At 36.5% G+C, this 14,288-nt stretch carries 6 protein-coding genes, 1 pseudogene and 1 riboswitch; of the genes and pseudogenes, 5 read left to right on the forward strand and 2 right to left on the reverse strand.

Annotation, left to right across the window (positions count from 1 at the left end; all coding sequences use genetic code 11):
- Window positions 1–79 precede the first annotated feature (79 nt).
- Window positions 80–1,531: a cardiolipin synthase gene (gene cls, locus IGL30_RS04380; RefSeq protein ID WP_010737327.1), complete on the reverse strand. Its 1,452-nt coding sequence runs from the start codon at window positions 1,529–1,531 to the stop codon at window positions 80–82.
- A gap of 350 nt (window positions 1,532–1,881) precedes the next feature.
- Here cls and IGL30_RS04385 point away from each other — a divergent pair, with 350 nt between their 5' ends.
- From IGL30_RS04385 to IGL30_RS04395, 3 genes are all read left to right on the forward strand, one after another.
- A complete protein-coding gene (locus tag IGL30_RS04385) occupies window positions 1,882–4,548 on the forward strand; it encodes a cation-translocating P-type ATPase (protein WP_088745314.1) in 2,667 nt (888 codons plus the stop codon).
- 384 nt (window positions 4,549–4,932) lie between these two features.
- Window positions 4,933–5,661, forward strand: coding sequence for a class I SAM-dependent methyltransferase (locus tag IGL30_RS04390; RefSeq protein ID WP_088745313.1), 729 nt, complete (start codon window positions 4,933–4,935; stop codon window positions 5,659–5,661).
- 631 nt (window positions 5,662–6,292) lie between these two features.
- A complete protein-coding gene (locus tag IGL30_RS04395; protein WP_123874880.1) occupies window positions 6,293–8,470 on the forward strand; it encodes a putative mucin/carbohydrate-binding domain-containing protein in 2,178 nt (725 codons plus the stop codon).
- 207 nt (window positions 8,471–8,677) lie between these two features.
- Here IGL30_RS04395 and IGL30_RS04400 read toward each other — a convergent pair whose 3' ends face one another.
- Window positions 8,678–9,829: a hydroxymethylglutaryl-CoA synthase gene (locus tag IGL30_RS04400; protein WP_010719603.1), complete on the reverse strand. Its 1,152-nt coding sequence runs from the start codon at window positions 9,827–9,829 to the stop codon at window positions 8,678–8,680.
- A 185-nt stretch (window positions 9,830–10,014) separates the two neighbouring features.
- Between IGL30_RS04400 and IGL30_RS04405 the strand changes: the two genes are divergently transcribed.
- Window positions 10,015–12,456: a hydroxymethylglutaryl-CoA reductase, degradative gene (locus tag IGL30_RS04405; protein ID WP_123874879.1), complete on the forward strand. Its 2,442-nt coding sequence runs from the start codon at window positions 10,015–10,017 to the stop codon at window positions 12,454–12,456.
- A 221-nt stretch (window positions 12,457–12,677) separates the two neighbouring features.
- Window positions 12,678–12,845: riboswitch (M-box (ykoK) riboswitch) on the forward strand.
- A gap of 281 nt (window positions 12,846–13,126) precedes the next feature.
- Window positions 13,127–14,269 (forward strand): annotated as a pseudogene (locus tag IGL30_RS04410) (FtsW/RodA/SpoVE family cell cycle protein).
- Window positions 14,270–14,288: the final 19 nt, after the last annotated feature.

Below are 14,288 nucleotides of genomic sequence, written 5' to 3' on the forward strand. Positions count from 1 at the left end.
GATTCTTCAGTCCCATAAATTATAGAGCCTTTTTTGTGGATCAAGCAAAAAACTCATTTTAAATTTGAATGTTTATGATTTATAAGATAGGTGAAAACAAACGAGAAATTTGTTGTTTGAATAACAACCAGCCAGACATTTCTTTGACTGTTTCCGTGGTCATCGGTGTACATTGTTTTTCATCTTGTAAAAATTGATCTGCTAACTGGGTTAAAAAGGCTGGATCATAAATGACAGCACTGGTTTCGAAGTTCAACCGATAACTTCGAACATCTTGATTGGCAGAGCCGACCATACAAATTTCATCATCCATGATCAATGTTTTCGCATGTAAAAACCCATTCTCATAAACCAAGATTTGAACGTTTTCTTTGATTAATTGACGTGCATAATATTGGGTTGCTCGGTAAATAAACGGATGATCAGGTTTATTAGGAATCATGATCTTGACTTCTACGCCAGAAGAAGCGGCAATTTTTAAGGCAGCGATCACACTTTCATCTGGAACCAGGTAAGGTGTTTGAATCCATACCCGTTTTTTAGCAGCTGTGATCAATTTAATAAAGGATAATTTAATTTGTTCACGTTCGTTGTTAGGACCGCTTGATACTAGTTGAATCGAAGTATTTTCATGCTTGTCGTCTTTCCCAAGTTCTTTTTGAAAAAAGTAATCAAGATGATAGGCAACCTTCTTTTGTTCGGGTACTGAAACATTCCAATCCGTTAGAAAACGTAGCTGTAATAATGAAGCAGCAGCGCCATAGATTCGAATATGAGTATCACGCCAATAACCAAACTTTTTGGTTGGATTGACATATTGATTGGCGATGTTAAAGCCACCGGTATAGCCGATTTTACCATCGATCACGACGATTTTACGATGGTCGTGATAATTCAATCGGAATCGAAGTAACGCTCTTTGTGACGTGACGAATGTGTGGACGTGACCACCATTTTGGATCAAACGGTTAAAGTCTTTCGGTTTAGTGCCGTGTGAGCCAAACGCATCATATAATAAGCGGACTTCAACCCCTTCAGCAGCTTTTTCTTCAAGTAATGTCAAGATTTGTTGTCCGATGTTGTCCGTGACGAATGCATAATATTCGATATGAATCGAATGCTTTGCCTGCCGAATATCACTTAATAGAGAAGTTAATTTTTGTTGACCATCTGTTAATAAAGTGACAGAATTACGTCGGGTTAATGGCATGCGATTCAAAGAAGAGAAGAAGTCAACGAATTGTTGATGCTCTTCATTATCCATGACGGGATCATAGTGATCGATCGTATCTCCTTTGAAATCTTGAAAATTTTCTAGTTCTTTCAAGTCGCTTTGTCTCAAATAAAATTTTTTCTTATCAGTCAATCCGCGACCGAAGAAGAGATATAAGATAAATCCAAGACCTGGAAGAGCAAATAGTACGAGCAACCACGCCCAGATTGCAGCTACGTCACGAGGTTTGATTAAAATAGTTACTAAAGCAATTAGTGCATTGATGAAATAAAGGATCGTGAGTATAGTAATAACCAAAATAGCTTCCTCCTTATTTAGAATAACAAACAGTATTATATCATGAGAATCCTTAGAATCCTAAATTTGAAGTTGCAGAGATTATAAAGTGGTTTGAAAAAATAAAGAACCACAAGGCAAAGTGGTTGCAATTTTCTATTCATTCATGTAGGATAAGAATATAGTTGAATATCTCCTTAGGGGAGTAACCGACAACGTTTGTTGTGATAATATCAACAGTAAGTTAACCATTTGGTTTTCTGGTATTGTATGAAATGGTGAGACCTAAGACAAATCCGCATTTGTCTTAGGTCTCTTTTTTTTCAGTCAGAAAACTTTTTGGTAACGAAAAACAAAATGGGGGATGGAATTTGGAAAACAAAGAACAGGCTCAGCAAGTTGTCTATAAAGAACCAATTGACTCGCTGATGCAAAAAACACAGAGCTCAATCGATGGTTTGAGTACATCACAAGCAAAAGAAAAGTTAGAAAAAGACGGATTGAATCAGTTAAAAGAAGCACCTAAGAAGCCAACGTGGAAATTGTTTTTAGAAACTTTTAAAGATGCAATGGTTATTGTCTTATTGATTGTCGCTTTGATTCAAATGGTCATGGGAGATTATATCGAATTTTTCGTTATTTTTGCCGTATTGATGTTGAACTCCGTGATTAGTGTGATCCAAACGAAGAAAGCAGAAGGTTCTTTAGAGGCATTGAAAAATCTTTCTGCACCTGATGCACGTGTGATTCGTGATGGAAAAGAAAAAACGATCCCTGCGAATGAACTGGTTGTAGGAGATATCGTTTTATTGGAAGCGGGAGATTATGTCCCTGCCGATGGTCGGTTGTTAGAAGCTGGATCATTGAAAGTAGATGAAGGGATGCTAACTGGTGAATCGACAGCATCGGAAAAAGAAGTAACTGATATTAGTCAGACAGTGCCAATTGGTGATCGTATCAACATGGTATTTAGTGGAACAATCATTACTTATGGTCGTGGGAAATTCTTAGTTACCGCTACTGGAAATAACACAGAAATCGGTGAGGTGGCAGGGTTACTTGAATCAACAACTGAACAAGTAACACCACTACAGCGTGGATTAGATAAATTTAGTAAGAAGTTAAGTTTAGCGATTTTAGCTTTATCGTTAGTTATTTTAGGTATCCAATTGTTCCGAATCTATCTTGGCGGCGGCACAGGTGATTTAACTGCTGATATCGTTAGTGCAGTAATGTTTGCAGTCGCTGTTGCGGTTGCTGCCATCCCAGAAGCATTACAATCAATCGTAACGATCGTTTTATCCTTGGGAACCAATAAAATGGCGAAGCGACATGCTATTATCCGAAAATTACCAGCAGTGGAAACACTGGGTTCGACTAGTATTATTTGTACAGATAAAACTGGGACATTGACCCAAAATAAGATGACGGTAGTTGATTATTATCTAGCGAATGGTTCGACAGGTGATTTTACCGATGATCCAAAAAAATGGACAGACGATGAAAGACGTTTGATTGAAATCAGTGTATTAGCCAATGATGCTTCCATCAGTGAAGATGGTACGAAACTTGGAGATCCGACAGAGGTAGCGTTTATTGATTTTAGTGAAAAATTGAATCAACCGTATCAAGAAATCCGTAACAACTATCCAAGAAAAGCTGAATTACCATTTGATTCTGACCGAAAATTAATGTCGACTGCTCATAACATTGATCAGGGACACTATCTTTTTGTTAAAGGTGGACCAGATATCGTGTTTGCTCGCAGTAAAAAGGTCTTGCTAAATGGTGAAGTTGTACCAATGACAGAGGAATTGATGAAACAATTCAAAGAACAAAATGAAGCTTTCTCAAACAAGGCATTGCGTGTTTTAGCCTTTGCTTATCGCCCAATTGAAAGTCCAGAGTTGTCATTTGAAGATGAAAATGACTTGATTCTAGTTGGATTACTTGCCATGATCGATCCTCCAAGAGCAGAAGTCACACAAGCAGTTAAAGAAGCTCGAAGCGCTGGAATTAAAACGATTATGATCACTGGAGACCACAAAACGACTGCTGTTGCGATCGCGAAAGAAATTGGGATCTTTGCAGAAGGAGATCAAGCACTTACAGGGACAGAGTTAGATGAATTGACCGAAGATCAATTAAACGAAGTCTTGGAAAAAGTGACTGTATACGCACGTGTATCTCCTGAAAACAAGATCCGAATCGTACGTGCATGGCAAACAAAAGGACACATTTCTGCGATGACAGGCGATGGAGTTAATGATGCTCCGGCCTTGAAACAAGCGGATATTGGTATTGCCATGGGTACGGGTACGGATGTATCGAAAGATGCGGCAGCGATGGTCTTGACCGATGATAACTTTGCTTCAATCGTTAGTGCCGTAGAAGTAGGACGTAATGTTTTTGATAATATCAAAAAGGCGATTGCCTATTTATTCTCTGGAAACTTAGGTGCGATCATTGCGATTGTCTTCGCTTTAGTTGCTGATTGGTCCAATCCATTTACAGCATTACAATTATTGTTTATCAACTTAGTCAACGACTCATTACCAGCGATTGCTTTAGGAACAGAAAAAGCCGAACCAGCTACAATGAAACGTCCACCAAGAGATCCAAATTCAGGAATCTTTACCGATAAAACATTGATTTCGGTTACTTATCGAGGCGTACTAATCGGTATCGCAGTCATTTTTGCGCAGTGGTTAGGAATGCAACATTCACCAGAATTTGGCGTAGCAATGTCGTTTTCTACATTGATCTGGTGTCGAACATTACAAACATTCCCTGCGCGTTCTAACACACAAACAGCGATCCAAGCAGGTTTCTTCGCAAATCGAAGCGTATTGTTAGCTGTTGTAGTATGTAGTGCATTGTATTGCTTGACGATGATCCCAGGCTTGAAAGAAGTCTTTTCAATTCCAGCAGCATTTGGTTTGACAGAAGTCTTTACGTCAATCGGGATTGCCTTAGTAACGATCATTTTAATGGAAATCACAAAACTGATCCTTGTACACGTACAAAAAGAGAAATAAAAAGGAATACCTAGGATAATTTTTTGATGTGCTATTCAAAAGTTAATAGCAGAGTATTTCACCAACTGGCTGGTATGGCTTCGGGATTCAACCGAATGTATACCAGCCAGTTTTTTGTTCAATGACATCTTTATTCTTTACTTGATGATAGCTGTCTAATATACATAGTGAAGAACTATATCGGCAATTTAAAAATTTGGCTCTGATGAGATAGAAAGAAAGGAAAACACATGTGAATCATGTATAATGAAAGGACAGAAATTTTAAAAATAATTATTTCGATAAGCCTAAGAGCAGGTAGGTTTTGGTTATGAATTAGTCAGTATATTATTTATTCCGAAAAGTGAAAAAGCGATATAAAAATAGAGAAATAGAGGAATGAAAATGAACGAAGAAGAATGGGATGCCTTTGCAAGCGATTACTACATGAATCAAAAAGAATCAGACAAAACAATTGTCCGAGATGTCATTGAGTATCTAAAAAAAGAAGCTGCATTACCAACTGAGAAAATAGTGGATGTAGCAGGTGGCGCTGGACGCTATCTAGCGATGTCAAAAGAAGCAACTACATATGAATTGATAGATTTTTCGGATGAAATGTTGAAGTTTGCTACTGAAGAAGCAGCTAGATTGGGGAGGGAAAACATTCATCTAACGAAACAGACTTTTTCTGAATTTCTGGAAAATGGAAAAACGTATGATTTTATTTTCTCTGCTTCTAATCCGGCTTTAGACGATTCCGTAAAGTTAAGTAGAATGTTAACAAAGATGAAAAAATATTGTGTCATCCTAAGAGTTGTCTCTTCTAAAGAAGATCTGTTTACATCGTTGGAAAAAAAATTAGGAATTTTCGAAGAAGATGCTGTGACTTCACCAGTAATAATGGATCAATTGGAAACTTATTTAAAAGATGAAGAATGGTCCTATAAAAGAAAAGAATTTACGTATACGTTTAAAGAAGAAATTACGGAAGATTTTATGAGAGCTTATTATCAAGAATATCTAGAAGAAATAATTTTTAAAGAGTATATTCAAAAATATCTTGACCCAAAAGAAAAAATTGTTAGTACAACGATGTTGACCTATCGGCTACTACTAATCAAGAAGGAGTGACCCAAAATGAGCATGACTAGTTTTGTTTACTCTAAGAATATAGAAAAAAACGATTTATCTCTTAGGACGGATTGACGAGGAATGACTTTTTGAACACCGTTTATCCGTCTTTAGAGATATGATGAGAAGAGACTGAGACATGTTTTGATTGATTGGCTCAGTCTTTTTTTGTTGTGGCTAATGGAGTAATCGAAAATTAACGTAAAAGAAAAAACACTTATATTTGCTTGTGTCCTAACAATTCACTCTAAGAAATCGGCCTAAAACTATTTTTTGACTGTTGGTTATCTTTCTAAAATAATAAACGGAGAAAAATGAGTTGTCAGATATATTGGTATTGTGTTTTCTTAACTGTTTTAAATCATTTTTATTATTTTATAAAATAACAAACCATTGAAATGTTTGTTTTGGAAAATTATAGCTTGCATCTTAATTATTTCTTTAAAAAAATAGTTTAATTGAAGTGAAAGTATAATTTTTATTGTGGTTGTTGACTATTTTATTTATACTTAAATGTATACGATTGCTTTGTTTGATTAAATGGCAATTTGTATAAAATTACATAACAGGAGGTTTTTTGTTTGAAAAAGATTTTTTTTGATAGGGTTATCAGTGTTATTTTTTTGGTTGTTTGTTTTCTACGAATGTTCAGGCGCAAGAGGTAATTAAAAAAGAGATTTTTAGTATTCCTGAACCAACTTGGATCTTCAATGCAGGGATGAATAAAGGAAAAAATCATGATCGCCAGGATTTAGGATTTATCTTGCCAGAAAATGTTGAATTGAGGATTAGACAAACAAATAAACAATTCAAAAATAAATTAAGATTGAGATTGTTAGGTAATGCCTCAAGTATCGAAAAAAGTATCTTAGTTGATTCAGAATGGGTAAGTATAAGTGCAGACGATCCTTTGGTTCCGTTTATTGATACGCCATATGGAGAAGAAGCTGCTCAGATTGAATATGAAATCGTCACTTCTGAACGTATTAAACCATTACCAGTTTATAATTATCATGGAGATGATACTATGTTTCTTTCAATGTGGGACAAGTTCGATGCTGAATATGCTTTGATTAAAGGACCAGATTTTCAATTACTTGTTCCTAAAAATGATAAAGAAAAAGTAAGAAACTTGAAAGATTACCGTTCCTTAGATGAATTGATCGAACACTACATCGAATTGTTTGGTTATTATAATCAAATCGCTGGTTTTGATAACTCATCTAAAGAAAATCAAAATGGAGTGAATCGCTTTTTCTTGAAAGCAGATAAAAACGGAGGTGTCGGTGCTTATTATTCTTCAGAATGGGCAGCAAATAGCTATAGCACAGTCGAGTGCTGGTTAACTGAAGACAGTTGGAAAGTGTTGCATGAAATTGCACATGGCTATCAAGCTGGCTTCGATAACATAGGGATGTATACAGGAGAAGTCTCGAATAACTTATTTGGTGTGCAGTATCAATATCTTATCTATGGAAAAGAAGCAGATGAAAAAGGTTGGCTATTTAATTATGGTAAAAAAGAAGAGGTAGAAAACGCACTATACGAAAAGCTAATCAATCAGAATGGAACTTATGCTGATGCTGATCTGCGCGAAAAATTAATTTTATTAACAATGTTAAAACAAAAAGCAAATGATGATTCGTTTACAAAGATGTATCAGGAATATCGTAAAATAGCTAATCAACCAGATTTTAATCGCAACGATTACCCATTACCTGATTTAATGAATCGTATCTATAGTGAAAATAGTCAACTAGATTTTTCAGGTGTTTTAGAGAAATGGGGATTGACGCTTGATCAAGTACAAGTTCAAAAAAATCGTGAGCATGGTTATCCGGCAGTCGCTTCTTTAGCTGATGTCGTACCAGAAAGTGAGTTGGCACGTGCGCGTGAATTAGTCGACCCATCTTATTTGATCAATTCTAATTTTGAAATGGTGAAAAATAAGGAGATTGCTGCGCTAAATCTAAAAGGTGATCTTACGATTGAATTAAGTTTGAAAGATTTAAACCTATTAAAAGGTACCAAAATAACTTTAAAAGATGGAGCGAAAGAAATAGCTACTCAAGAAATCACTGGAGGAGTAGTCACTTTTAAAAACATTCCTAATGGCATCTATTGTGCAGAATTCTCTGGAAATCGAATGATGTATTTCATCCCACAGAATAGTTATGTTTACGTGAAAGAAGCAACAAATCATGCGGTTATTACGTTGGACGAAGTAAAAGATAGCCAAGTCATTGATTTTCATGGAGTGAATGACAGGAAGTTTGGCTCATTTACATTTAGAACAAACAAGAACAGTGATACTCGAGAAGCAATTGTTTCAGTTACGCACTCGAGACCTCATTATCGTTATGAGAATGAAACTTATGTAAAAGTAATGGTCAAAAGTAGTACAGGAGAACTGAAATACGAAAAAACGATCGAAGGCATAGAGTCTGTTACTGGTGAAGAAAATGTATCATTGAAAATAGGTGATATCGTTGAAATTTATCATGCAGAACCTAAAAACCGCTTCATTTCTTCTGAAGGGATCGTTGATACTACGCAATCGACCAATCGTTGGGTAGTAACCCAATTTGGATTAGAAAACCTAGCTTTGAAAAATGATGCCAAAGAGGATCTCAAAAAAAGAATTACGTCATTAGCCACTCAACTTTGGGATAAAGAGTTAGTCAATCCGGTTCCAAGTGACCGATCACCTGAAAAAAAATTGTTATGGGTGATGATTGATCAAACATCATTAAGAGAAAAATCAGAATATCAAACTTTATATTATATACTATTCAAAAAATGGTTCTAAACATTAAGAAGCATCATATAGTTTATGAAATAGGATAGAAAATCAAATAGCGACTTACAGTTATTTATTGTCACAACAATGTTGACAAAAGTAATTGCAAGCCGCTATTTTTTGTTTTACTGCTTTTTGTAGCTATATGTCAAAAGTTGCTTTTTTGCAAACATTTTTGATTACCTATTAAATCAATCAGGCAGTTGTCTTATATGGTTACTTGTAGTAACGAATATCATTTTCAACTTTATAGATTGAAAATGGTACATCGGAAGAATATTCGGCTGTTTCCCCATGTTCAGGTAATTTTTCCTTGAAGATTGTTTCATATTGATCGACTGTGACAGCTTCTCTACCTTCTAACATTTCTTGATGTAGTTCAGTCAATAGGAAATCTTGATAGCCGTCTTGTAAGTAACCTGTGAAAAATTCACTGACAGCACCCGAACCATAGCTGAATAAGCCAATTCGATCACCTGATTTTAACACTTGTGAGTTTTCTAAAAGAGAAATCAATCCTAGATAAAGAGAACCAGTATAAAGGTTACCAATTCGCCGACTATAACGAATACTTTCTTCATAGCGAGTCAATAAGCGATTTTGTGTTTCTTCATCTGTCTGATCCAAGACACTTTGTAAGGCTTTTTTCCCCATTTTTGTGTAAGGAATGTGAAAACTTAGCGCATCATAGTCTTCTAAAGTAAATCCTGTTACCTCTTTATGTCGATTCCAAACTTTTTGAAAAGATTCGATATAAGTGGAGTTGGATAAAGGACCATCAACCACTGGGTATTGCGCATAATCAGGACGCCAAAAATCATAAATATCTTCGGTTAAGAAAGTACTATCGTCTTCGATAGTGATGATTCGTGGATCTTTGGTAACCATCATAGCGACAGCACCCACACCTTGTGTCACTTCTCCACCACTAGCTAGACCATAACGGGCGATGTCACTAGCGATCACTAAAACTTTTCGATCTGGATGATTTTTTACATATTCTTTTGCCATGTGGAGAGCAGCAGTTCCACCATAACAAGCTTCTTTTACTTCAAACGAACGAGCAAAAGGTTGGACTTTCAATAAATGATGGATAATTACAGCACTCGCCTTTGAATGATCGATGCCAGATTCCGTTCCTACGATAACCATATCAATCAGCTCGCGATCTTCATTTGTGACGATCCTAGTAGCTGCATTTGCTCCTAAAGTCACGATATCTTCTGACACTCGGTTGATGGCCATTTGATCTTGGCCAATACCGATATGGTATTTAGCAGGATCATCTCCCCGACGTTCAGCTAACTCTGTCATATCTAAATATAAATTTGGAATAAAAAAGGAAAGACGATCAATCCCTACTTTCATTTCAACACCTCTTTACTCATGATAAAAAAACTTACTTTACTAAAGTATCATAAAAAGATTAAAAGAAATATAAAAAAGCGAATATTTAAGGATTTGTAAAATTTATTCCTAGATTTTTTTGAAGCTGTAGTGAGGTATTTGTTTTTAGCATAAACAATGGTATATTTTTCTAGGAGGTGACTGACTTGAAGGAAGTCGTTATTATAGATGCTGCGAGAACGCCAATTGGAAAGTATCGTGGCAGTTTAAGCAGTTTTTCTGCTGTAGAATTAGGAACAATCATTACAAAAGAACTGTTAGAAAAAACAGGTATCCATAAAGAAAACATCGATCAAGTAATATTTGGAAATGTATTACAGGCGGGGAATGGTCAGAATGTTGCCAGACAAATTTCTGTCAATAGTGATATCCCTGTTCAGGTTCCTGCCATGACAGTCAACGAAGTATGTGGCTCAGGAATGAAGGCGGTTATTTTGGCTCGCCAATTGATTCAGTTAGGTGAAGCTGATCTAGTAGTCGCAGGAGGCACTGAAAGCATGTCACGTGCGCCACTGCTTCAGCAATATGAAGCAGAAAATGCAACTTATGAAGAGCCGATCTCAAGTATGGTCAATGATGGGCTGACAGATGCGTTCTCAAATGCACATATGGGCTTAACTGCTGAAAAAGTAGCGAACGAATTTTCCGTTACGAGAACAGAACAAGATCAATATGCGCTCAACTCACAAAAAAAAGCAGCTCAAGCTAGTGAAAACGGGGTATTTGAAGCAGAAATTATTCCCGTTACTTTACCTAATCAAAGAATCATGGATAAAGACGAAGCCATCCGAGGGAATAGTACACTGGAAAAATTAGGGACTTTGAAAACTGTTTTTTCCGAAAATGGGACTGTGACAGCAGGGAATGCTTCTCCGTTAAATGATGGAGCATCGGTATTGATTTTAGCTTCAAAAGAATATGCGATCAAACATGGGCTTCCTTATCTTGCAACAATCAAGGCTGTTTCTGAAATTGGGATTGATCCGAGCATCATGGGAATTGCACCTATCTCAGCAATCCAAACATTATTGAAAAAAGCAGAAATTTCTATTGATCAAATCGATCGTTTTGAGATCAACGAAGCATTTGCGGCTTCATCGATCGTGGTCAATCGCAACTTAAAACTAGCTGAAGAAAAAGTCAATGTAGATGGTGGTGCCATCGCACTCGGTCATCCGATTGGTGCAAGTGGTGCTCGTATTTTGACAACATTAAGTTATGGCTTGAAACGAATGAACCAACAATATGGTGTGGCTTCTTTATGTATTGGTGGAGGCTTAGGACTAGCCATGTTACTTGAAGCAAATCTAGAAACGGAACAATCAAGTGACCAAAAAAAAAAGTTTTATCAACTGACGCCTGAACAACGTCGGAGTCAGTTGGTTAGTGAAGGAATCATCAGTCAATCACAAGCTGATGAATTAAAAGTAGGAACACTCTCTGAAGAAGTAGCCAATCATTTGATTGAAAATCAAATCAGTCAAGTTGAGATTCCTCTAGGGATTGCACCTAATTTTCAAATCAATGGAATCAAAAGGCAAGTACCGATGGCGACAGAAGAACCGTCTGTAATTGCTGCAGCCAGTAACGGTGCAAAAATATGTGGAGACATTATAGCAATTACACCACAACGCCTGATGCGTGGTCAGATTGTACTATCAGGGGAACTGGATAATCGAGGTATAACTGATGCTGTCATCGCCAGACAAGATGAACTACTAGCATGTGCGAATGCAAGTTATCCCTCGATCGTGAGACGTGGTGGTGGAGTGCAGGAAATCGCAACAAGAAACTTTAAGGGCAATAATTTGGATTACTTATCGATCGATTTCTTGGTTGATGTAAAAGATGCGATGGGAGCAAATATCATCAACGCTATCTTAGAAGGTGTTGCCCAGAAAATACGTTCCTGGTTTCCTAAAGAAGAGATTTTATTTAGTATTTTAAGTAATTTCGCAACAGAATCATTAGTAACAGCTAGTTGTGAGATTCCCTTCGAGCGATTGGGAAAAACGATTGAAGCAGGAAAGAGAATTGCTGAAAAAATCCAACAAGCTTCCGAGTATGCTAAATTAGATGTTTATCGGGCAGCAACACATAATAAAGGGATCATGAATGGCATCGAAGCTGTCATTCTTGCTACTGGAAACGATACGAGAGCTTGTGCAGCTGCCGTTCATGCGTATGCTGCGAAAGATGGTGCTTACCAAGGCCTGTCAGACTGGCAAATGATTGGAGATAAGTTAGTTGGACAATTAACGGTACCTTTGGCAGTGGCAACAGTTGGAGGGGCTTCTAGGATTCTTCCAAAAGCAAAGATTGCACTAGACATGTTGAAGATTGAATCAGCAAAAGAATTAGCTCAAATCATTGCTGCCGTCGGTTTAGCACAAAATTTAGCTGCTTTGCGGGCATTAGTGACAGACGGTATCCAAAAGGGGCATATGTCGCTTCAAGCTAGAGCCTTAGCGATCACAGTCGGGGCACAAGGAACTGAAATTGAACAAGTCGCTGAATTTCTAAGAAAAGCCGAAGGAATGAATCAGGACGTAGCTAGAAAATTTTTGATGCAATTACGTAAAAAATAAGTATTTATAAAAAAGAGAGACTGATTGGGATAACAGCAGAATGGATAAAAAGCTACTATTGTTTATTTATATGTTTATTCATATTATTCCTAGTCAAAAGCTCTCTTTTTTTGCTAATTGTCGGTAAAATTAAGGAAAAGGTTAAATATGACTAAATTTTTGCGAACTTTCTACGGGATGCTATTGTGAAATTGTTCGTTAAAGGATATACTTTTTTCAAATTTAATACTTGTTAGGCGAGGCTCCTAAACAAACATAGGCTATTGCGCAGAAACGTCGAAAGACGCCAATGTGTAAAACAGGAATTGTCGAATTAAGGCTCTTCATAAGATAGCTAAGAGAAATCTTTACGTTGTTTAGTGTCAAAACTCACACGATGAGATAGTTGTTGATGTACGCAACTTTAACAAATAAGCCGAAACTTCTAAAAATCTTTGCTGATTTTTGTGAATTTTCGGCTTATTTTTTGGAGTTGGATATTTACACCACTTACTTGAAAATAAATCACAGCACATTTTGATCACGCTACTTTTATTTTTCCTCATGTGAAAGTGACTCCTTTTGCATAATAGAAAGGATGGCAAAATGGATACTAGTTGATAACGGATGTTTTGATAAGAAGATTAGAGAAATTCTGGTTACGAAAACTTTCGTTTAAGAGGTGTTGTGTGTGAAATCAAAATCATTTGAGTTTAATTATGCGTTATTTTTGCCGATTTTTCTCTTTTATTTATTAAGTATCGGTGTGCAATATGGAGCAGCAGTCTACGACCAAGTGCCTTATAAAACTATTGTTTTAAAACAAGTGATCTTTTGCATTGCTTCATTAGGACTTTTGTTACTGGCACAAAAAATCAAGACAGCGTTATTGTTACGATTGTCTCCTTATTTTTATGCCATTTCATTAGCAATTATGAGTTTGCTCTACAAATTTTCTGATCCGGTGATGTACCAATTAACCGATACGAAACGTTGGCTGAGGATTGGTAGTTTTACTTTTCAACCTTCTGAATTGGTCAAATTGACTTTTGCATTAGTTCTCGTTTATTTCACCTTGCTTTATGAAAAGAAAGTCAGTGAACGTACCGTGAAAACGGATCTGATCTATGTCTTTCAAGTTCTGTTGATCAGTTTACCAACTTTCTTGTTGATGTATATGCAAAAAGATTTTGGGACAAGTTTGGTATTTATTATTTGTTTGGGGGCCCTATTCATGATTGCAGGGGTCCATTGGAAGATCTTGGCCGTATGTGCTAGTTTTTTATTTATTATTGGGGTCATATTGATTTGTCTAGTTTTTACGAAATACGGTAATGAGATCCTTTATAGTCTGAACTTTAAGACGTATCAATTAGACCGGGTGAGAGCTTGGATCGATCCTTTTGCTTATAGTCAATCGATCGGATACCAACAATCATAAAGCTTATTGTCTGTTAGTGCAGGTGGATTTAGTGGACGACGACCAGCTGAAATACCACCAATCTATGTACCAGTACGTGAATCAGATATGGTATTTACTGTAATTGCCGAAACGTTTGGTTTTTTAGGTAGCGTGACCGTCGTTTTTCTATATTTCTATCTTTTCTACCAAGTTATTTACACTGCGATACAGACAAACAATAAAGGAAATCTATATCTAGCGGTAGTACTCGTATTTGGACTATTATTTCAAATCGTAGAAAATATCGGCGCTTCGATTGGTTTACTGCCTTTAACAGGAATTCCTTTGCCTTTTCTAAGTCAAGGAGGAACCTCCTTGTTGATCATGGGAGGCGGATTAGGTATGATCTTAGGTTTTAAAAAAGTAGAATAAGTCATTTGTTTAGTCAGAT

The organism is Enterococcus sp. DIV1089c (genome assembly GCF_050530965.1).
In the GTDB taxonomy this organism is placed as follows: domain Bacteria; phylum Bacillota; class Bacilli; order Lactobacillales; family Enterococcaceae; genus Enterococcus_B; species Enterococcus_B hirae.